Genomic DNA, 19662 nt, shown 5'->3' with positions numbered 1-19662 from the left:
ATCAAACACCTCGAAAGCGGGCGCCGAACCGTACGGCGCCATGGCTTCAGAAGGAGTACGTGGCGGTAGCGAGAACGTAATCGCGATCGGCTAGCTGACGCATGTTGGGGTCGGGCTTGCCCAGAAACTTCGCGTAGACCAGCCCGAGCTTGAGGTTCGAGAGGCGCGTGAAGTTCACGCCCACCGTGACGCGGTGGTCGCCCACGCCGGTAAGCGAACCGAGTGCGCCCGCGAGCGCGGAGGTGCCCGTGAAATCGTCGGAGTAGGTGAGCGGCACGTCGAGATCCCAGCCATTGAAGACGTTCTTGTAGCTGAGCGTCCAGGCCACTTCGAAGGCCGCTGCGTTGCGCGAGTTTGCGAGCGTGGTCGAGCCGTACACCGGCGTGACGTTGCCGGTGTGCACGTACGACACTTCGGCAACCAGCGTTTGCGAGGCGGCGAGCCACGTCGGCCCGGTCGCATAGATCGCGGAAAGGTTCGACTGCCAGACGTCGCCGCGCGTGGCCGTCGGGCCCGAGGGCGCGTTCACGAGCACGGCCGCGCCCTGTCGGTACGAGGTTTCGCCGGCGACGTTCGCGCCGGCCAGGTCTGTCGAGAAGCTCAGGCCGGTCAGCTTGATGTGATCGAAGTACTTTTGCTGGTACTGGATCGTCGGGTAGTAGCTGAACACGACACTCGGGTTCATGTCGTTGTAGTGCAGGTAGTACGCGCCGATCTCGGTGGAGCCGGCCACGCGCCAGCGCGCACCCACGCCCCACTGGTCGTAGTTGCTCGGCTTGATGTCGCCGCCGCGCGGAATGATCATCCCGCCCGGCCCGATCAGGAACTGCGCGCCTGGCCCAACGATGTCCGAGTAGCTGAAGTAGCTGCCCGGCGCGGTGAGCTGGTTGTGCTGGAACGCGAACTGCCAGTAGGCCATCACGCTGAAGTCGGGGGTGATCTGCCATTGCGAGGAGATCTGCGGAACCGGCAGCAGGATGTCCTTCACTTCGGCGCCTGCCACGTACGACTTGGTGGCGTCGGCGGGGCCTTGCGCGCCCGCGATGTTCGGGAAGAACACGCTTTCGCCCCACGCCAGCACCTGGTCGCCCACCTTCACATTGAGGTTGGTCTGGCCGATATGGAAGGTGTTGTACACGTAGGCCGCGAGCAGTTGCGTTCGCGCGCCGGCCCAGTAGCTCGTGTCGCCCGTGAACTGGTTGTAGGTGCCGGAATGGTTGACCGTGAACGGCGCGTCGTTGTAGTTCGGACGGTGATAGACCTGGTCGTAGAACGCATCCGCGCGCACGAACACGCCCCAGTCGTCGTGCTTGAGATTGACCTCGCCCAGGATGTTGACCTGGTTCTCCATCAGTTTGCCGGCCTTCTGGAAGTTGCGGTCGCCGTCGTCGCCGTTGATGTTGGTCGGGCCGAGCAGATCGCCGCTGGCTGCGCGCGTGCGCATGCCGAGCCCGTAGCCGAGCGTGAAGTTGTAGTCGAGCGTGGTGTTGTTGCCGAAGTCGATCTGGTCACCCGCCCACGCGCTCGTTGCGGCGCTCACGCACGCGGCTGCAAGGGCGAGCCGGCAGGCGGCGGTGATCGGTCGTAACGCACGCGGTGTGTCGATTCTCATTGTGTCTCCTCTGTTGGCTCCGTGATGGCGCTGTGCTGGCTCTTTCGTGGCTCTTTCGTGGCTCTAATGGCGTTGCAATGTTCTGCCGCGGCGCTTCGAAGGTTCGTCCCTGAGGCCGTCTTGCGAACCGGGGGCTTTGTTGTCGACAGAGGTTAGGGCGCTTGTGCGTGGTGAGAATCGTCAATACGGACTAGTTGGTTCCCCTCAGTGTCGGGAACGTGGCCGCGCCGCGTGCGCTTACCGGTGCTTATGCCTGACCGAGCGCCTTGCCCGCTTCGGTGGCCGCGAGAAAGGCGGGCACCTCGCCGCCGCCTTCGAGCACGAGATTCGATCCCGATGCATACGACGCATGCGCGGAAGCGAGAAAGAGGCAGGCATTGGCCACGTCCGTGGGCGTGGCGAGGCGCCTTGCGGGCACGGTGGCCGCCGCTGCGTGCAAACCCGCTTCGCCTACGTGGTCCGCTGTGGCGGCATCGGTGTGCACGAGGCTCGGGCTCACCGCCGCCACGCGCACCTTGGGCGCCCATTCGACGGCGAGCGAGCGCACGGCGTTGATCACGCCGGCTTTCGCGGCCCCATAGGCGGCTGTGCCGGGCGAAGGCCGCAGGCCGCTCACGCTGCCCACGAAAAGCAGCACGCCGCCTTCGGCCTGGCGCTGCATCACGGCGTTGGCGCGCTGTGCGAGCCACAGCGGCGCAATCAGGTTCAGCCGGATCACCGACTCCGTGAAGCGCGGCGACGCCTGCGCGGCGAGCGCGAACGGCGCGCCGCCCGCGTTGCTCACGACCACGTCGAGCCGGCCGGTCTCGGCCTCGATGCGCGCGATGAGCGCGTCGATGGCGTCGATGTCGCGCACGTCGGCGGCGAGCGCGCGCAGCGGCGGCGTAGTGGGGGTATCGGCGTCCGTGCTGTTGTCGGTGAGGTGGTTTGTGTGGGCGTCCGCGTTTTCCGACACGCTGCGTCCGCAGACGTAGACGGTCGCGCCCGCGCGCTGGAACGCCTGCGCGATCGCCGCGCCGATGCCCCGCGTGCCGCCTGTCACGAGCACGGTCTTGCCGCTGAAATCAAAGGGTGCCATGGGCCTCGTCTCCTGAATGCGCCGATCGGCGCCGATATGGGCGGGTAAGTGTCGAGGCGATGGTAGGGGAAATGCCGGGGCGTTTCTTAGTCTGAAAAGACGATGCGGCGCACGTTCGCGCCCCCGATGATCGGCATGAGAACAGGAGACAAGCGCATGACGACAACGCCGAACATCGCTCTACCCGCCGGCACCATCGGATCTTTCACCGATGTGCCGAGCGGCCTGAGGCTGCATCATTTCGAAGCCGGCAGCGGCGAGCCCGTGGTGTTCATCCACGGCAGCGGCCCCGGCGCGAGCGGCCTTAGCAACTTTCGCCATAATTACGCGCCCATCGCGGCGGCGGGCCACCGCGTCATCGTGGTTGACCTGCCGGGCTACGGCGCGTCGTCAAAGCCCGCCGACGCCGAATACACGCTCGACTTCTTCGTCGCGGCGCTGCGCGAGCAACTCGTGGCGCTGGGCGCGGGCCGCGCCACGCTGCTCGGCAATTCGCTGGGCGGCGCGATTGCGCTGAAATACGCGCTCGATTATCCGGACGACGTGGAGGCGCTCATCATGATGGCGCCCGGCGGCGTGGAGGAGCGCGAGACCTACTTTCGCATGGAAGGCATCCAGAAGATGGTGTCGCTCTTCACCAATCGTCAGATGAACCGGCAGACCATGCGCTATCTGCTGGAACTGCTGGTGCACGATCGCGCGCTCGTGACGGACGCGCTCGTGGAGGAGCGCCTGAAGGTCTGCGAAACGCAGCCGCCCGAAGTGCTTTCGACCATGCGCGTGCCCAACCTCACGGAGCGCCTCGTGGAATTGCGCTGCCCGGTGCTGGGCTTCTGGGGCACGCAGGACCGCTTCAATCCGGTGAGCGGCGCGATGCAGTTTCTCGAGCAATGCGAGGACGCGCGCTTCGTGCTGATGAATCGCTGCGGGCATTGGGTGATGGTGGAGCACCGCGAATACTTCAATCGCGAATGCGTGGATTTTCTCGCCGATCTGCGCAAGGGCGCCGGTCACGCGGAACGCACGAGCAAGACACGAGACAAGGAGACGACATGAGCAACACGCTCGCACAGCAACTCTTCGACCTCAGCGGCAAGGTCGCCGCGATCACGGGTTCCGCGCGCGGCATTGGCGCGCAGACCGCACGCACGCTCGCCTCGGCGGGTGCGGCCATTGCGGTGCTCGATGTGTTGCCGGAAGGCGAGGCGCTTGCGGCCGAGATCGTCGCGGCGGGCGGCAAGGCCCATTTCTGGCGGCTCGACGTGACGCAGGAAGTGGACGTGCAGCGCGTGTTCGGCGAGATCGTCGCGCGCTTCGGCCGGCTCGATGTGCTGGTGAACAATGCGGGCATCGAAGGCGCGAACGTGCCCACGCACGAGATCACGCTCGAGCAGTGGCGTCAGGTGATGGACGTGAATGTGACGGGTGTATTCCTGTGCACCAAGTACGCGATTCCAGCCATGCAGCAGGCGGGCGGCGGCTCGATTGTGAATGTCTCGTCGATGTACGGGCTCGTGGGCGGGCCGGACGTGCCTGCGTATCACGCCTCGAAGGGCGCCGTGCGCCTGATGGCGAAGACCGACGCGATGCTTTACGCCGCGAAGAACATTCGCGCGAATTCGGTGCATCCGGGTTACATTCGCACGCCGCTGCTCGAGGAGGCGTTCCGGAAGATCGGTGACCCCGACCAGATTTTCGGGCAATTGGCGCAGGCCGTGCCGCTCGCGAAGATCGGCGACCCGCAGGACATCGCGTCGGGCATCCTGTATCTCGTCTCGCCGGCGGGCCGTTATGTGACCGGCGCGGAACTCGTGATCGACGGCGGCTATACCGCGCGCTAGGAGGCTGCACGATGAGCGACACCGAACACATGAAGGCGCGCCTGCGCGAATACGTGGAGGCGTTCAACGCGAACGACGCGGCGCGCGTCACTGCGCTGTTCGCCGACAATGCCACGGTCGAAGACCCCGTGGGCTCGCCGCTCAAGCGCGGGCGCGCGGAGATCGACGCATTCTATGGCCACGCCACCACGGTGGGCGCGCGGCTCGAACTGGTTGCGCCGCCGCGCGGCTCGCATGCGAACGCGGCCACCATCACGTTCAAGGTGCATATCGCGGGCGCGGATGGCCCGGCGCATATCGACGTGACCGATGTGATGGAGTTCGATGCGCACGGCAAGATCGTGAGCATGCGCGCCTACTGGGGCGCGGATGACTATCACCGCGCGAGCGCGTCTTGAGTTCGTTCTGAGCAGGTGAACGGCGGCGTGCGCAGGAGATCTGCGGCCCGCCCGTTCCGCCCGCTTACTCTTCCATCAAGCGCGCGCGCACCTTCTTGCCCTTCAACTTCCCCGCGTTGAGCTTGCTCACCGCCTTGCGCGCGATGCTGCGCTCGACGGCCACGTAGGTCGAAAAATCCGTGACGTTGATCTTGCCGATCTGCGCGCCGCTGAAGCCGGCTTCGCCGGTGAGCGCGCCCAGCACGTCGCCGGGGCGGATCTTGTCCTTGCGTCCGCCGAGAATCTGCACGGTTTCCATCGGCGGCAGCAAGGGCGCGTCGCTGGCGGGCGTGAGCGACGCGAGCGGCTGCCATTCGACTTCGCGCTTGAGCGCCTGCTCGATGCCGCCCACGCGGCCCATTTCGTTCATGCTCGCGAGGCTCAGCGCCCAGCCGTCCTGGTCCGCGCGCCCGGTGCGGCCGATGCGGTGCACGTAGACCTCGGGGTCGGGCGTGACATCGACGTTGATCACGGCTTCGAGCTGCGCAATGTCGAGACCGCGCGCGGCCACGTCGGTGGCCACCAGCACGGAACAGCTGCGGTTCGCGAACTGGATCAGCACCTGGTCGCGCTCGCGCTGATCGAGCTCGCCGTGCAGCGCGAGCGCATGAAAGCCCTGCGCACGCAGCACATCGAGCAGATCGCGGCATTGCTGCTTGGTGTTGCAGAACGCGATCGTGCTCACGGGCCGGTAGTGGTTCAGCAGCATGCCTACTGCGTGCAGGCGCTCGTCGTCGCTGACTTCATAGAAGCGCTGGCGGATCTTGCTGTCGTCGTGATGCTCTTCGAGCTTCACTTCCTTGGGATTGCGAAGGAATTGCTGGCTCAGCTTCGCGATGCCTTCGGGGTAGGTGGCCGAGAACAGCAGCGTCTGGCGCTCCTTGGGGCATTGGCGCGCGACCTTGGCGATGTCGTCGAAGAAACCCATGTCGAGCATGCGGTCCGCTTCGTCGAGCACGAGCGTGTTGAGCGCGTCGAGCGAGAGGATGCCGCGCTCGAGGTGATCCATGATGCGCCCCGGCGTGCCGACGATGATGTGCGCGCCGTGCTCGAGGCTTGCCGTCTGCGGCTTCATGGGCGTGCCGCCGCACAGCGTGAGCACCTTGATGTTTTCTTCGGCGCGCGCGAGCCGGCGGATTTCCTGAGCGACCTGATCGGCCAGTTCGCGCGTGGGGCAGAGGATCATCGCCTGCACGTCGAGCCGGCGCGCATCGAGCTTCGCGAGCAGCGCGAGCGAAAAGGCGGCGGTCTTGCCGCTGCCGGTCTTGGCCTGGGCGATGAGGTCGTGGCCCGCGAGCGCGATCGGCAGGCTGGCGGCCTGGATGGGCGTCATCTCGACATAGCCGAGCCGCGTGAGGTTCTCGAGCGCGGCGGGCGCGAGCGCAAGCGCGCTGAAGGGCGTGGCGGTGGGTGTGTTCGTCATTCGTGGTCTCGCCCCCGGGGGCAGATGCGGCGCGGCGTTCGCCCGGAGGGCGCGGCGCGGCGGGGATGGATCGGGCTGCGATGGCGGCATCGCGCGTGGCGCAATTCTAGCCGATGCGTGCGGGAGGGCGTTCCGTTTGTGGAAGGTCAAGGGGATGGATTTTTTTGGCGGCTTGATGCGCCGCGAATCAGGGCGCCAGCCGGATTTAGGAATTTTCGTGTTTCAGGATAAAAATAGCGTATAGAGGATAGATGCCGGGCAACTCTACACAACAGGGGCATCGCAATGACGAACCGCTTCGAACACACCGTCGCGCAGATCAACCATGCTTCATCGGCCGTCGATTACGAAACCGATGCACCGTGCGCCGCACGATCCCGGCCCAGCGGGGGCAAACGGCGCGATCGCTCGAGTAGCGCCGGCAATCACAAAACAAAATTGACCCGCACATGGACCACGCAAGAGATTGCGCTGCTCGGCACACTGTCCGATGCCCGGGTGGCGGAGCGAATCGGCGGCGTTTCATTTTCGACTGTGCAAAAGAAACGGCGGGAATTGGGCATTCCGCCTGCCGCGCCCGCGCATCTGTCGTGGCCGCCGGAGCATATCGCCTTGCTCGGCGTATTGGACGATGCCGAATTGGCGCGGCTCACTGGCCGCTCGACAAGGGCTGTCAATCAGAAGCGCAACAAGCTCGGCATTCCCGCTGCATGCAGGCCGGCATGAGCGCGCACACCGTTTTCCCGGGGTCGCCCCGATCACCCGCGCGAATGTTGCGCGCCCACCTCTTCGAGATCGAGGTCGCGCTCGATCATATGCAGCATCGCATCGTCGATGAGCCCCGCGCGGTGCAGGCGCAACACTTCCGCGCGGCCCGCGCTCACGGCGGCAAGCACGACGTCGTAATGCGCGGTGCGCACATCGTTCGGCAGTGCGGGTGCGCTCTCGAGCGTGCGCGACAGATTGGCCCGATACGTGTACTGCTCCAGCAGACGCGGGTGAATCACGCTGCCGTCCGGCCCGTGCACGAGCGGCTGGATGGCCTCAAGCTGCACTGCGAGCAGCCTTGCCCATGCTTGCGGCTCGGTGAGGTAGCGGGCGTTGACGTCTTCGTCCTGCAGCGGTTTGACGAGCCGGATCAGCGGGCCGATGGTGAGGCCTTGCAGCAGCACCGTGAAGAGAATCACCGCGAACGCCGCGAACAGGATGAGATCGCGCCCGGGCAAGGATTCGGGCAGCGTGAGCGCGATGGCCAGCGTGACCACGCCGCGCATGCCGGCCCAGCTCACTACGGCGGCCGAGCGCAAATCGGCGGCCGCGATGCGGCGTGGCGCAAAGCGATGCACCAGCACGCGGATCGTCTCCAGCCCGAACGCCCACACGCAGCGCGACAGCACGACCGCCGCAACGATGGCGAGCGCGGCCGGGCCGAGTTGCGCGAACGCCTCGCCCGCGCCGCCGAGCCGGTGGATCACGCCGCGCAGCGATAGGCCGATCAGCACGAACACCAGCGCTTCGAGCACGAACACGAGCACCTCCCAGAACGCCGTGCCGCGCATGCGCACGCGCGCGGAGAACACCTCGTGCTGATGCCAGCCCAGATACATGCCGCACGTGACGGTGGCGATCACGCTCGATACGCCGGCCATTTCGCCGGCGATGTAGCTGAACCACGCGGCGCTGACGCTGGCGGTAATGATCAGATAGTCGTCGTCGAGCAGCCGCAGCAGGTTGATGGTGAGATAGCCGACGAACCACCCGATGGCGATGCCGCCTAGCGCGAGTCCCGAGAAGCTCAGCACGGCGCCCGACGTGCTGAACGCGCCCGTGAGCGCAGCGGCCACGGCGAGGCGGAACAGCACGAGGCCCGCCGCGTCGTTGAGCAGGCTTTCGCCTTCGAGCAGCACCATCAGGCGGCGCGGCAGCGCGAGGCGTTCGAGCACGGCTTTCGCGGCCACGGCGTCGGGCGGCGAGACCACTGCGCCCAGCGCGAAGCACACGGCCCACGGCAACCCGGGCGCCATCCAGTGCGCGACGAGGCCGACAGCCCAGGTGGTGAACGCCACGGCGCCAATCGCGTACAGCAGGATGGGTGTGATATGCCGCTTGAAGTCGGCCCAGACGAAAAAATAGGCGCCGTTCATCAGGAGCGGCGGCAGGAACACGATGAGGACGAGGTCGGGATCGATGACGACGGGCGGCAGCCCCGGTGCGAACGCCATCGCTGCGCCGCCCACCAGCAGCGCCGCGGCGGGCGGCAGGCGCAGGCGTTTGGCAAGCAGCTCCAGCGCGATGATGGCGATGAGCGAAAGCAGCACGAGCTTGAATGCCGAGACTGCCGACATGGTGTCCCCTGTGAAATGCCGGATCGATTCGATCGATTCAATGGATCGGCGAGGCGGCTTCAGCCTTCGGCAAGCACCTGCTTGATGGCATTCTCGAATGTTTCGACGGGCTGGCCGCCGCTCACCAGATACTTCTGGTTGAGGATGATGGCCGGCACCGACTGGATGCCCATCGCCTGCGCGTGCTGTTCTTCCGCGCGCACTTCGTCGGCATAGGCGCCGCTTTGCAGCACGGTGCGCGCCTCGTCGGCGTTCAGTCCCACCGATTGCGCGGCCTGAACCAGCATGTCGTGGTCGCTCGTGTCCTTGCCTTCGCCGTGATAGGCGCGCAGCAGCGCGAGCTTGAGCGGCAACTGCTTGCCCCGAAGGCTGGCCCAATGCAGCAGGCGATGCGCGTCGAAAGTGTTGTAGACGCGCGTGCGCGGCCCGAACGTGAAGCCCACGCTGGCGCCGCGCTCGCGAATCGCCTCCTGCGTTTGCGCGATCTGCTCCGGCGTGCGGCCGTATTTCTTGCCGAGGTAATCGACGATGGTTTCGCCGCCCGGCCCCATATCCGGATTCAGTTCGAAGGGGTGGACGGCGAGCGTGGCGTCGACGGTGTCGTGCAGATTCTTCAGCGCCTGGAGCAGCGAGGACAGGCCGATCGCGCACCAGGGGCAGGCGATATCGGAGACAAAGTCGATTTGCAGCGCTTGTTTCATGGCGTTTCCGAGGGAGGGGAGGACGTATGCGCAGGATTCTCGCACGTCCTCGCCGACCATGATGCAAGCCGCGCCGCTCGCGCGAGCGCCTAAGCGTTCACATCGACGACGAGCCTGCCGCGCACGCGCCCTTCGAGCAAATCGCTCGCGGCCGGAATGGCGTCGGCCAGACCGATCTCGCGCGTGATGGTGTCGAGCGCGTTCAGATCGAGTGTTTCGGCCAGCGCCTGCCACGCTTGCTGGCGCTCGGCGAAGGGGCGCGTCACGCTGTTGATGCCGATGAGGCTCACGCCGCGCAGGATGAACGGCGCAACCGTGGCCGGCAAGTCCATGCCTTGCGCGAGGCCGCAGGCCGCCACGGCGCCATCGGCGCGCAGACTCGCGCACACGTTCGCGAGCGTATGGCCGCCGACCGAATCGACGGCCGCTGCCCAGCGTTCCTTTTGCAGCGGCTTGCCCGGCTCGGCAAGCGTCGCGCGGTCGATGACCTCGGCCGCGCCCAACTGCTGCAGATACGCGGCTTCCTGAAGCTTGCCGGTCGAGGCCACCACGCGATAGCCGCGCCGTGCCAGCAGCGTAATCGCGAAGCTCCCGACGCCGCCGCTCGCGCCGGTCACGAGCACGTCGCCATGGTCCGGGGCGATCCCGTAGCGTTCGAGCGCGAGAATGCAAAGCATCGCGGTATAGCCAGCCGTGCCGATCGCCATGGTCTGGCGCGCGCTCAGGCCACGCGGCAGCGGAATCAGCCAGTCGCCTTGCACGCGGGCCTTTTGCGCAAGACCGCCCCAGTGCTGCTCGCCCACGCCCCAGCCGTTGAGCACGACCGTATCGCCCACGGCATAGCGCGGGTCGGCGCTTTGCGCGACGGTGCCGGCGAAATCGATGCCCGGGACCATGGGAAAGCTGCGCACGACCGGGCTCTTGCCGGTGATCGCGAGCCCGTCCTTGTAGTTAAGCGTGCTGTATTGCACGTCGACGAGAACATCCGCGTCGGGCAGGCGCGATTCGTCGAGTTCGGCAACGCGCGCCGCGTATGATCCGGATTCCTTATCAATCAGAATGGCTTTGAACATGAGGGCCTCGGTGATGAAATGAAAGAGAAAAAGGGCGCGGGGCGAAGCGTTTCGTTGATCCGCTACCGCGTGGCATTCAGTCCGGCGATGAAACCCCGGAAAAACGTATCGAGCGGCGCGGCGTTGCGCACGAGTCGCGCGCGCAGCACCGCACCTTCCCAGCCGATCCAGAAGAATGCGGCCTGGGCGTCGAGATCGGTCGGCTTCGGAATCGCGCCTTCGCGTCGCGCCTCGCGCAGGCACGCGACCACGCGCGCCTGCCAGCCTTGCAGCACGCCTTCCAGGCGCTCGCGAAAGTCTTCGGGAAGCACGTCGACCTCCACCCCCAGGTTCCCGACGAGGCAGCCTCGCGTGAAGTCATGACGCGCCATGCCCGACTTCGCGTCTTCAACGAATGCGCCGAGCCGCTCCAGCGCGGGACGCGTTGCATCGAGCAGCCAGTGGTCGAGCTTCGCGCAGAAGTAGCGATCGTAAGCGGCCATGAGGTCGCGGCCGAAAGCTTCCTTGCTCTCGAAGTAGTGATAGAACGAGCCCTTCGGAATGCCGGCGCGCTTGAGCATGGCGTCGAGTCCGGTGGCGGCGAAGCTTTGCCCGGTCAGCATTTCCAGGCCCGCGCGAATCAGCAGATCGCGCGTGTCGGCATGAGCGCGCGGGTCTTTCGGCGGGCGGCCGCGGCGCGGCTTGACGGTCGGAGCATTCATGAACGCGATATTAGACCGATCGTCTCAAAAATTCAATGCCTGCGTTTCAGGGCGTCCACCTGTGCACCACTACACTGCTGCCGTTGTAATTGTCCTTCGTAATCACGTACTGGCCCGTCGAAGTCAAATACGCACGCAGGCCATACATCGAATCCACGTCGTTGCCCACATCCATGGCGCCGGGATTTGCATTGATCAGCGTGGTGACCTGCTGGCCTGTCGTGAGATCGAATACGTCGACATTCGGCACGGTGTGCACATAGCCGACGAACAGATAATTGCCCGCTGCCGCCATCGACTTGGGATTGGCGCTGGTGAGGTTGATGACCGGTCCTGGCGTGCGATTGCCCGCACCCCAGCCGTGATACACCTCGATATGGCCGTTCATGGCGGTCCAGTCCCAGCTTCCGGCCACCCCTTGCGCGAGGATCATCGTGTCGCTTTCTGGCTGATAGACGATGCGCGTGATCGGCCGCGCGCTCACGGGCGTCGAAATGGTGATGGCGGGACCCCATGAGGGTTTGCCAGTGCCGTCGAAACCGGTGAGCGGGTAATGGTAAATGTGGTTCGTGCGGTCGAGCCCGGCCCACACGTCGCCCTTGCTGTCGATGCAGAAGCCGCCCGTGACGGAGATCGTCGTCTTGAACAGCGGGCCGGGCAATGAACCGTCGGGAATCGCGATGTAGCCGCTTGCGGGATTGAAGTGGAAGAAGTAGAAGATCGCGGGATTCTGCCCCGACGCCACGAGAATGCGGTTGCCGCCCACCGAGACGAGCTGGCCGAAGTGCTCGTCGCGTTGCGTGTCGTTCATGTTCAGGCGCGGATCGTTCGGGTAGGTGAACGGATCCACCGTATTGGCGACGAAGGTGCCGCCCGCCGTGCCCGTGAAGATCGCCGTGCCGGTGTAGAACAGCGCGGCGTCGGTGGCCGGATCGGGCGCGGCTACGCCTTCGAAGTTCAGCGCCTGGAGCTTCCAGAGCAGATTGCTGTTGGGATCGTAGGCGTGAATGTCGGTGCCGCCGTTGCGGCCGAGGTCCCATGCGCCGCCCCACGGATTGTTGAGCACATAAAGGTTGCCGGCCGTGTCCTTGCCAATGCCCGTGATGCGCGTGAAGCGTTTGGCGCCTACCTGCCCCCTGGTGCCAGTCGTGGTGTCGAGGTAGCCGCCCGTCACACCGAAGGTGCCCGTGAGCGTGGGCGTGCCCGCGAGGCTATAGAGCTTGATGTTCATGTCGGGGCCTTCGTCGCCCACCATCAGCAGTCCTGTGGATGCATCGAAGTAGAGCGCGCAGGGCTGCGCGCCCGCCGGCATCTGGATCGTCTGCAATTGCGCGCCCGCGGGGCTGAATTCCACGATCGTTCCCGCGCCCTTCTGCGCGACCCAGACGTTGCCCGCGCTGTCGAGCGCGAGCGCGCCCGGGCTCGCGATGGGGATGTCGCGCTGCCATGCGCCGTCGGTCGTGAAGACGCGCACGCGGTTGCCGGGGAAGTCGCTCGCGTAGAGCAGCGCGTTTTGCGTGGCCAGGCCTGTGATGACATCGGCGCGGCTGACCGATGTCGATGCGCTCACGCTGATGGTGAGGTCGCGCTGGCCGCTCGCGCGGTTGTAGCGTCCGACCGTGCCGCTGCCGTAGGCGGTGCCGGCCTGCATGGCCGCGAAGATCGAGGTGGCGTTGCCGGTGATGGCGCCGCCCTGGAATTCGTTATGCAGGCCGATCGAGCCGATGCTCTTGCCGTTCTGATAGATGGCCATGCCGCCTTCGTTCTCGTCCCAGAACGATGCGGTGTAAATGACGCCTTCGGGCGCGACCCACATCGAGCGTGCGCCATTGCCCACATGTGCCGCGAGTGTGCCGTAGGTGTTGGCGAGCCAGTCGGTGGTGTATTGCTGCGCCTGTGCGTCAGGGGCGAGCGCGGCGGCGGACGCGGCAAAAATGGCGGCCGACAGCAGCGCGCCAAGGTGCTTTTTGTTCTTCTTCATGAAAAAACTCCGGATACAACGAGTTCGAATGTCGTCGACGGGCTGGGCTTGCCGGCTGCGACAGGGCAATGCGCGATGCATGTTGCTTAACGAAATCAGCGGCACTGGCTCATGTTTCTAAATATTCGTGTCACTGGTTTTAATCGGCGGCTGGATTTTTTTCCTTTAATCGATCGGAGCGGCGACGGGGTGCGTGCGCAATTGACGTGCCCGGGCCGAAGGCGAAACCAGGAAAGGCATGCGGCCGGACGTAGGGAATATTCCGGGGTTATCAACGGGATTTAACTCATTGGACATGCGCGGATTTTTTATTGCATTTCGTTTACGCCAATTTTTCGCGTGAAGAAATGTTGGCGGACCGATGCTCCGGCGCGGGCCGTTTCGATGCAGAATGCTTGTTTTTGGCAGGTCCGGCCATAGGTATGGAATCCATGTCTGAAAACAGGGACAGCAAGCCAGTGAAAACGGAATTCGTCGAAGCGAGCAGCGCCCGCCCGGACCTGCTTTGCTACCTTGTGGCCATCGCCGCGTCGTCTTACGCGTTGACTCAGGAATGGCGCGTCGATCACGTCGTCTCGTGCTGCCGCGAATGGTTGCAAAAGGGCGGCCTGACGATGCATTGGCTCGATCGCGTTCGCCTTGGCCAGCTGGCGCTCAAGATCGCAAGCCGCGATCTGCTTGGCGCGGGTATTGCCGTGCGGCTTTCCAGCGTCTCGGTGCTGTTTACGAATGAAATGGAGCTCAACGAGGCGTCGACCATGGTGCAGCGCATGATGTCGCTGTGCCAGGCCCAGCTCTGAATTTGTGGCTTTCGCAAAACGCCACGTGCCGCGAAACAGCAGCAAGCCGCCATAACCCGCCTACTCGACGCTCAAGCGCGCCCCGATCCGCCCGGCGGCGGCCCGAAGATCGTCCAGATGGCGCGCGGCCATATCCTCGACCTTGAAAAGCCGTTCGAACCAGACGATATTGACGCAGCCGGCAATCGAACCATCGGGCGCTTCGATCGGCACGGCAAGCGCAGACAAGCCGTCGTTGTATTGCGCCCGCGACTGGGTATACGAGCCGCCAAAATTGCGCTCACGCGATCCATACCCGCGCCGCCGCGTTTCGTTGATCAACTGCCGGACATAACGCCCGTCATGCGCCCGCTCGTCGCCTGGCCGCTGGCCCGAGCGCAACGCTTCGAGCAGCGATTCGCGCTCCGCATCCGGGCAAAACGCCAGATACGCGCGTCCGACTGCCGAGCGCAACATGTTGATCTCATAGCCGAGCTTGTCGCGGTTGACGAGAAAGTACGAGCGTGTGCGGTTCGACTCGCACAGCGCCATCGTCGTGCCGCGCCGCACGGCGAGATCCGATGGCCAGAGAATGCGGCTCTGCAACTGGTCCAACTCCGGCGCCGCGCATTCGATCAAATGATCCACGCGATCGATGCGCCGCGCGCGCGCCTGCAACGTGTAGCTCGGGCGAAACAGCCCGTCGGCCAGCCGCTGCCAGATCAGCCCCTGCCGTTCCAACGTCAGAAGAATGCGCAGCAGCGTGGCCTTCGAAATGCCAGTGTGCAGATGCAAATCGTGCAGGCTCGCGGCCTGCAACTCCTGCAGGGTCTTGAGCGTGATGAGGCCTCGTTCGAGCGCGTCGATCGTCTTGACTTTCGGGGACCACATGGCTGAATCCGTTGCGTTTCACTGAGTGAAATCATCTCAGAAATTGCTGGGTTGCGCATCCGGGCTGTTCTACGCTTGCCTTAACTCAAGGAGACAAGCGATGGAGACAGTCAAGAACATCTTGTTCATCATGTGCGACCAGCTGCGCTGGGATTACTTGTCCTGCTACGGCCACCCGACGCTGCAAACGCCCAATATCGATGCGCTTGCGCGGCGCGGCGTGCGCTTCGAGCGCGCCTACGTGCAAAGCCCGGTTTGCGGGCCGTCGCGCATGTCGTATTACACGGGCCGCTACGTGGCGAGCCATCGCGCGTACTGGAATTTCGTGCCGCTGCCCGTTGGCGAGCTGACGCTCGGCGACTACCTGCGCACGCGCGGCATGCGTGTCGCGCTGGCGGGCAAGACGCACATGGTTGCCGACAAGGCCGGCATGCAGCGCCTCGGCATGACCCATGAATCGCCGGGCGCGGTGCTCGTGGAAGAGTGCGGCTTCGAGCCGTTCGATCGCGACGACGGCATTCACCCCGGCCTCTTCGGTGCTCGCGTCGAAACGCCGTATTGCGATTACCTGCGCAGCAAAGGCTACGAGGGCGACAATCCCTGGCATGACTATGCAAATTCGGCGCAGGGAGAGGACGGCGAGATCCTGAGCGGCTGGAAGATGCGTCACGCGTCCAAACCGGCGCGCGTGAGCGAGGAGCACTCGGAAACACCCTATATGATCGACCGGGCGATGGCGTTCATCCGCGAGCAGGGCGACGCGCCCTGGTGCCTGCACCTGAGTCTGATCAAGCCGCATTGGCCGTACATGGCGCCCGCGCCGTACAACGATATGTATGGCCCCGAGGACGTGAAGCCCGCCACGCGCACACTGGACGAGCGCGAGCATCCGCATCCGGTGTTCGGCGCGTTCATGCAGCACGACGAGAGCGTGAGCTTCGCGCGCGACGAGGTGCGCGAGACGGTCATCCCGACCTACATGGGGCTCGTGAAGCAGATCGACGACCACCTCGGCCGCCTGTTCGCGTTCCTGCGCGAAACCGGCCGCGACCAGGACACCATGATCGTATTCACGAGCGACCATGGCGATTACCTGGGCGATCACTGGCTCGGCGAGAAGGAGCTCTTTCACGATGCGTCGTCGCGCGTGCCGCTCGTTGTCGTCGATCCGCGCCCCGAGGCCGACGCCACGCGCGGCACGGTCGAGCGGCGGCTCGTCGAGGCCATCGACCTGCTGCCCACGTTCCTCGATGCGGCGGGCGTGGAGATTCCCGGTCATATCGTCGAAGGGCGCTCGCTGCAGCCGCTGCTGCATGGCACAACCGGCGTGACGTGGCGCGATGCCGTTTTCAGCGAGTTCGACTATTCGTTCCGTTCGCGCACGCGCACGCTGCTGGGCCGCGATCTCGACGGCTGCCGCTGCTTCATGGTGTTCGACGGCCGCTGGAAATACATCCATTACGATGGCTTTGCGCCGCAACTGTTCGACCTCGCGGCAGACCCCGACGAGCTGAACGACCTGGGCCGCGATGCGCAACACGCGGGCGTGCGCGCCGAGATGCACGAGCGTCTGTTCGACTGGCTGCGCCACCGCACCTTGCGGCAGACCGCGCCCGCGCGCTTCGTCGAGCGCTGGACGGAAGTGTCCGAGAAGGGCGGCATTCTGCTCGGCGACTGGTAGCGGCGGACGGTGGCAGGAAGGGGCGCCGCGCCCCTCTCAGCGGTAGAGCAGGTAAAAACTATTCGTACATGCAGGAGACATCATGTATCGCCTTATCGCAGCCCATCTCGTGGCGCTGGCGATGGCGTTGCCGGCCATGGCGCATGCCGCCACGACGCTGGTCGTCAATGCCTTTTTGCCGCCACAGCATATCTTCAACGTCGAGGTCATGAGGCCGTGGGCCGAGGACGTCGAGCGCGTCACCCAGGGGCGCGTGAAGATTGTCTTTCCGCCCACCAGCATCGGCTCGCCGCAACAGCAATGGGACGTCGTGCGCAAGCGCATCGTGGATGGCGCCTACATTTTCAACGGCCTCATCCAGAATAAGGCAAGCCTCGTGCAGCTCGCGCATCTGCCGCTCGGCTCCTCGTCCGCCGAGGGCATGTCGGTCGCGCTCTGGCGGACTTACGAAAAGTACTTCGAGCAGGCCGGCGAGTATCGCGACGTGCATCTGCTCGCGCTCGTGGTGTTTCCGGCGGGCGAGATCTATAGCCTCAAGCAGCCCGTCACGTCGCTTCAGGCGATACATGGCGTGAAATACTGGGCACTGCCAGGGGTTGCCTCGACGCTGATGGATCGCGGCGGCGCGGGCGTGGTGGCCACCCCCGCCGCGAAAATGAGCGAGCTGGTGGCGGGCGGCACCGTTGACGGCTTCGTCGGCATCCCCGAGATGGACGCTGCGCGCTTCAACGTGGTCCGCTATGCGCGCTATGAAACGACCGTGCCGGGCGGCATCACCGCGCCGAGCTTTTCGCTCTTCGTGAACCGGCAGGTGTGGGCGTCGATCTCGCCGGCCGACCGCGCGGCCATCACCGCGCTTTCGGGCGAGGCGTTCGCGCGCCGCATGGCCGTGATCGACGCGTCCAATGCGCTTGCCCGCAAGGAGGCCGTCGCGAACGGGCTCAAGCTGATCTCGCCGTCACCGGACTTCGTCGGCGCGCTTCGTGCGCTGGCGCAGCCCATGGACGCGCAATGGATCACCCGCGCGGACCGGCTGCACGTGGACGGCGCCGCCGCGCTCGCCTACTACCGCAACGAAGCAAAGCAGGAGGCAAAATGAGCCTCAGTCAACCTTCCGATGTTATGCACCCGTCCGTAGCGATCGTCCCGGACGCACGCGAGAGCCTTGTCTCGCGCTGGCTGCGGCGCGCGCTCGGCAGCGTGGTCGCGCTCGTGCTGCTCTCGATCATGGGGCTCACATTCTGCGATGTGTTCATGCGGTACTGGTTCTCCGCGCCCATCCGCGGCGCCTCCGAGATCGTGCGCTTTGCCATGGCGATCCTCATTTTCTCGGCGTTTCCGCTCGTCACGCGGAGCCAGCAGCACATCACGGTGAACCTGCTGCACGGGCGCTTCGGGCGGCTCGGCAGCTGGCTGCAACATCTGTTCGTGCTGCTCGTGAGCGTGACCGCGGTGGGCATCATGACCTGGCAGCTCGCAAGCGATGGCGCCGATCTCGCGAACAACCGCATCACCACGACCGTGCTGGAGTGGCCGCTCGCGCCGCTCAGCTACTACATGAGCGCACTTTCCGGCGTCACGCTGATCGTGCTGCTCGCGCTTACCGTCGATCACTTCGCCGCGCTCGGCCGCAAGGAAACGCCATGACACTCGCACTTTCAGGCTTCGCCGCCGTTTTGCTGTTCGCGTTCGTGGGCGTGCCGCTCGGCTTTGCGATGCTCGGCATCGGCGTGGGCGCTTTCGCGCTGATTCGCGGCTGGGAGCCCGCGCTCGCGATGGCCGGCATGACGATCGCCGACCTCGCCGCCAACGAGAATCTCTCCGTGCTGCCGATGTTCATCCTGATGGGCACGTTCATCTACAAGGCCGATCTGGCCGAGGAGCTCTACGACGCGGCTAACGCCTGGATCGGCCATTTCAAGGGCGGCCTCGCGCACGCCACGGTGCTGGCCTGCGCCGGCTTCGCCTCGATGTCGGGCAGCTCGATCGCCACGGCGGCCACCATGACCAAGGTGGCGATGCCGCCGATGCGCCGCCACCGCTACGCGGACAGCCTGGCCGCGGGCTGCGTGAGTTCGGGCGGCACGCTGGGCGCGCTGATTCCGCCGAGCTTTCCCTTGCTCATCTATGGCGTCCTGACCGATCAGGATATCGGCAAGCTGTTTATCGCAGGGATCGGCCCGGGATTGCTGCTGGGCTCGCTGTTTCTGCTCTCGATCTGGTGGACGGTGCGGCGCGATCCCGCCAAAGGCCCGCGCGGCGAGCGCGTGGACTGGCCTACGCGCTTCGCCAAGCTCGGCAAGATCTGGGGCGTGCTCGCGCTGTTCCTGATCGTGGTGGGCGGCCTGTATGGCGGCATCTTCACGGCCACCGAGGCATCCAGCGTAGGCGCGACCGGCGCGCTCGTGTTCGCAGGACTGCGCCGCAAGCTGAGCTGGGCGCTGTTGTTCGAGTCGCTCGTGGAAGCGGGCAAGACCACCGCGATGATCTTCGCCATCGCCTTCGGCGGCATGGTGTTCGCCAACTTCATCACGCTCTCTGGCCTCACCGCCACGTTGGTCGCCTGGATTCACGCGCTGCATTTGCCGCTTATCGGTGTGATTGCGGTCATCACCTGCATCTACATCGTGCTCGGCTCGCTCATGGAAGCGCTCGCGATGATGCTGCTCACCATCCCCGTGTTCGCGGCGGTGGTGCAGCCGCTCGGCGCGAACATGATCTGGTTCGGCATTTACGTGGCGATGATGATGGAGATCGGCATGATTCATCCGCCCGTTGGCATGAACGTGTTCATGGTGAAGACCATGCTGCCGGAATTGTCGATTCGCACCATTTTCCGCGGCACCGTGCCGTTTCTCTGCGCGAACATCGTCGCGCTCGTGGTGGTCATTCTCGTGCCGGGCGTGGCGCTCGGGCTGGTTCATCTCATGCGTTGAAGGCTCACCGCCAGGCGCGCGCCCGGCCGTCTATCCGTAGTTGTCCTGGGGTGGGCGCGCCGCGCCCGCACGGGCCGCGCGCTGCGCTCGCGGTGCCGCGGCTGCCGTGCGCGGCGGCCGGCCGGACCCGATTGTTTGCGATTCGCGAATGACGTATTCGGACCTTATCCGGTACTGATTTCG

Annotated in this window: 18 protein-coding genes; 9 read left to right on the top strand and 9 right to left on the bottom strand. The window is 65.3% G+C overall.

What is annotated here, in order from left to right; translation table 11 throughout:
• Window positions 1-46: 46 nt before the first annotated feature.
• Window positions 47-1612, bottom strand: a complete 1566-nt coding sequence (locus tag P5W98_RS30015; RefSeq protein WP_421028087.1) for a DUF1302 domain-containing protein — start codon at window positions 1610-1612, stop codon at window positions 47-49.
• Between the two features lie 247 nt (window positions 1613-1859).
• Window positions 1860-2690: an SDR family oxidoreductase gene (locus P5W98_RS30010; protein WP_421028086.1), complete on the bottom strand. Its 831-nt coding sequence runs from the start codon at window positions 2688-2690 to the stop codon at window positions 1860-1862.
• Window positions 2691-2846: 156 nt separating this feature from the next.
• On the opposite strand from P5W98_RS30010, the gene P5W98_RS30005 reads away from it, so the two are divergent.
• From P5W98_RS30005 to P5W98_RS29995, 3 genes are read left to right on the top strand one after another with little or no spacing between them, the layout of a single operon-like run.
• Window positions 2847-3746 carry an alpha/beta fold hydrolase gene (locus tag P5W98_RS30005; RefSeq protein ID WP_421028085.1) on the top strand — a complete coding sequence of 300 codons (900 nt, stop codon included), beginning with the start codon at window positions 2847-2849 and terminating at the stop codon, window positions 3744-3746.
• On the top strand, window positions 3743-4531 hold the full coding sequence (locus tag P5W98_RS30000) for an SDR family NAD(P)-dependent oxidoreductase (RefSeq protein ID WP_421028084.1): 789 nt from the start codon (window positions 3743-3745) through the stop codon (window positions 4529-4531). The genes P5W98_RS30005 and P5W98_RS30000 overlap by 4 nt, the downstream gene beginning before the upstream one ends.
• Before the next feature lie 11 nt (window positions 4532-4542).
• The gene (locus P5W98_RS29995; protein WP_421028083.1) at window positions 4543-4929 is read left to right on the top strand and encodes a nuclear transport factor 2 family protein; all 387 of its coding nucleotides are present in this window, start codon (window positions 4543-4545) and stop codon (window positions 4927-4929) included.
• Between the two features lie 64 nt (window positions 4930-4993).
• Here the strand turns inward: P5W98_RS29995 and dbpA are convergent, their stop codons facing one another.
• Window positions 4994-6391 carry an ATP-dependent RNA helicase DbpA gene (dbpA, locus tag P5W98_RS29990; protein WP_421028082.1) on the bottom strand — a complete coding sequence of 466 codons (1398 nt, stop codon included), beginning with the start codon at window positions 6389-6391 and terminating at the stop codon, window positions 4994-4996.
• Window positions 6392-6676: 285 nt separating this feature from the next.
• Between dbpA and P5W98_RS29985 the strand changes: the two genes are divergently transcribed.
• Window positions 6677-7117 (top strand): hypothetical protein, encoded by a 441-nt coding sequence (locus P5W98_RS29985; RefSeq protein WP_421028081.1) that lies wholly within the window; start codon window positions 6677-6679, stop codon window positions 7115-7117.
• Between the two features lie 32 nt (window positions 7118-7149).
• On the opposite strand, the gene P5W98_RS29980 is transcribed toward P5W98_RS29985, so the two are convergent.
• From P5W98_RS29980 to P5W98_RS29960, 5 genes are all read right to left on the bottom strand, one after another.
• Complete coding sequence (locus P5W98_RS29980; protein ID WP_421028080.1) at window positions 7150-8736, bottom strand: Na+/H+ antiporter; 1587 nt, start codon at window positions 8734-8736, stop codon at window positions 7150-7152.
• A gap of 59 nt (window positions 8737-8795) precedes the next feature.
• Window positions 8796-9437 (bottom strand): DsbA family oxidoreductase, encoded by a 642-nt coding sequence (locus tag P5W98_RS29975; RefSeq protein ID WP_421028079.1) that lies wholly within the window; start codon window positions 9435-9437, stop codon window positions 8796-8798.
• A gap of 89 nt (window positions 9438-9526) precedes the next feature.
• Window positions 9527-10510: an acrylyl-CoA reductase (NADPH) gene (gene acuI / locus P5W98_RS29970; RefSeq protein ID WP_421028078.1), complete on the bottom strand. Its 984-nt coding sequence runs from the start codon at window positions 10508-10510 to the stop codon at window positions 9527-9529.
• A gap of 62 nt (window positions 10511-10572) precedes the next feature.
• Window positions 10573-11211, bottom strand: coding sequence for an acrylate utilization transcriptional regulator AcuR (gene acuR / locus P5W98_RS29965; RefSeq protein ID WP_421028077.1), 639 nt, complete (start codon window positions 11209-11211; stop codon window positions 10573-10575).
• A 46-nt stretch (window positions 11212-11257) separates the two neighbouring features.
• Window positions 11258-13192 carry an SMP-30/gluconolactonase/LRE family protein gene (locus P5W98_RS29960; RefSeq protein ID WP_421028076.1) on the bottom strand — a complete coding sequence of 645 codons (1935 nt, stop codon included), beginning with the start codon at window positions 13190-13192 and terminating at the stop codon, window positions 11258-11260.
• A 431-nt stretch (window positions 13193-13623) separates the two neighbouring features.
• Between P5W98_RS29960 and P5W98_RS29955 the strand changes: the two genes are divergently transcribed.
• Entirely contained in the window at window positions 13624-13992 is a 369-nt protein-coding gene (locus P5W98_RS29955; protein ID WP_421028753.1) for a hypothetical protein, read from the top strand.
• Window positions 13993-14052: 60 nt separating this feature from the next.
• On the opposite strand, the gene P5W98_RS29950 is transcribed toward P5W98_RS29955, so the two are convergent.
• Entirely contained in the window at window positions 14053-14862 is an 810-nt protein-coding gene (locus P5W98_RS29950; RefSeq protein ID WP_421028075.1) for an IclR family transcriptional regulator domain-containing protein, read from the bottom strand.
• A gap of 100 nt (window positions 14863-14962) precedes the next feature.
• Here P5W98_RS29950 and P5W98_RS29945 point away from each other — a divergent pair, with 100 nt between their 5' ends.
• The 4 genes from P5W98_RS29945 (at window position 14963) to P5W98_RS29930 (ending at window position 19479) form a co-directional block, all read left to right on the top strand.
• A complete protein-coding gene (locus P5W98_RS29945; RefSeq protein WP_421028074.1) occupies window positions 14963-16543 on the top strand; it encodes an alkaline phosphatase family protein in 1581 nt (526 codons plus the stop codon).
• Between the two features lie 82 nt (window positions 16544-16625).
• Complete coding sequence (gene dctP, locus P5W98_RS29940) at window positions 16626-17642, top strand: TRAP transporter substrate-binding protein DctP (RefSeq protein WP_421028073.1); 1017 nt, start codon at window positions 16626-16628, stop codon at window positions 17640-17642.
• Complete coding sequence (locus tag P5W98_RS29935; RefSeq protein WP_421028072.1) at window positions 17639-18190, top strand: TRAP transporter small permease; 552 nt, start codon at window positions 17639-17641, stop codon at window positions 18188-18190. Before dctP ends, P5W98_RS29935 begins: the two co-directional genes overlap by 4 nt.
• Window positions 18187-19479, top strand: a complete 1293-nt coding sequence (locus P5W98_RS29930) for a TRAP transporter large permease (protein WP_421028071.1) — start codon at window positions 18187-18189, stop codon at window positions 19477-19479. The genes P5W98_RS29935 and P5W98_RS29930 overlap by 4 nt, the downstream gene beginning before the upstream one ends.
• The last annotated feature ends 183 nt before the right edge of the window (window positions 19480-19662 follow it).

The organism is Paraburkholderia sp. A1BS-2L (assembly GCF_051125205.1).
In the GTDB taxonomy this organism is placed as follows: Bacteria; Pseudomonadota; Gammaproteobacteria; order Burkholderiales; family Burkholderiaceae; genus Paraburkholderia.
The sequence above is the reverse complement of the archived record's forward strand: the minus strand, read 5'-3'. Positions and strand labels throughout refer to the sequence as shown.

Excerpts from the sequence above, each read along its gene's own strand:
- P5W98_RS30010 (WP_421028086.1), bottom strand. The coding sequence starts at position 2,690 with ATGGCACCCTTTGATTTCAGCGGCAAGACCGTGCTCGTGACAGGCGGC.
- P5W98_RS30005 (WP_421028085.1), top strand. The coding sequence starts at position 2,847 with ATGACGACAACGCCGAACATCGCTCTACCCGCCGGCACCATCGGATCT.
- P5W98_RS29950 (WP_421028075.1), bottom strand. The coding sequence starts at position 14,862 with ATGTGGTCCCCGAAAGTCAAGACGATCGACGCGCTCGAACGAGGCCTC.
- P5W98_RS29935 (WP_421028072.1), top strand. The coding sequence starts at position 17,639 with ATGAGCCTCAGTCAACCTTCCGATGTTATGCACCCGTCCGTAGCGATC.
- acuR (WP_421028077.1), bottom strand. The coding sequence starts at position 11,211 with ATGAATGCTCCGACCGTCAAGCCGCGCCGCGGCCGCCCGCCGAAAGAC.
- P5W98_RS29930 (WP_421028071.1), top strand. The coding sequence starts at position 18,187 with ATGACACTCGCACTTTCAGGCTTCGCCGCCGTTTTGCTGTTCGCGTTC.
- P5W98_RS29975 (WP_421028079.1), bottom strand. The coding sequence starts at position 9,437 with ATGAAACAAGCGCTGCAAATCGACTTTGTCTCCGATATCGCCTGCCCC.
- P5W98_RS29995 (WP_421028083.1), top strand. The coding sequence starts at position 4,543 with ATGAGCGACACCGAACACATGAAGGCGCGCCTGCGCGAATACGTGGAG.
- P5W98_RS29980 (WP_421028080.1), bottom strand. The coding sequence starts at position 8,736 with ATGTCGGCAGTCTCGGCATTCAAGCTCGTGCTGCTTTCGCTCATCGCC.
- acuI (WP_421028078.1), bottom strand. The coding sequence starts at position 10,510 with ATGTTCAAAGCCATTCTGATTGATAAGGAATCCGGATCATACGCGGCG.
- P5W98_RS29985 (WP_421028081.1), top strand. The coding sequence starts at position 6,677 with ATGACGAACCGCTTCGAACACACCGTCGCGCAGATCAACCATGCTTCA.
- P5W98_RS30015 (WP_421028087.1), bottom strand. The coding sequence starts at position 1,612 with ATGAGAATCGACACACCGCGTGCGTTACGACCGATCACCGCCGCCTGC.
- dctP (WP_421028073.1), top strand. The coding sequence starts at position 16,626 with ATGTATCGCCTTATCGCAGCCCATCTCGTGGCGCTGGCGATGGCGTTG.
- P5W98_RS29945 (WP_421028074.1), top strand. The coding sequence starts at position 14,963 with ATGGAGACAGTCAAGAACATCTTGTTCATCATGTGCGACCAGCTGCGC.
- P5W98_RS29955 (WP_421028753.1), top strand. The coding sequence starts at position 13,624 with ATGTCTGAAAACAGGGACAGCAAGCCAGTGAAAACGGAATTCGTCGAA.
- P5W98_RS30000 (WP_421028084.1), top strand. The coding sequence starts at position 3,743 with ATGAGCAACACGCTCGCACAGCAACTCTTCGACCTCAGCGGCAAGGTC.
- P5W98_RS29960 (WP_421028076.1), bottom strand. The coding sequence starts at position 13,192 with ATGAAGAAGAACAAAAAGCACCTTGGCGCGCTGCTGTCGGCCGCCATT.
- dbpA (WP_421028082.1), bottom strand. The coding sequence starts at position 6,391 with ATGACGAACACACCCACCGCCACGCCCTTCAGCGCGCTTGCGCTCGCG.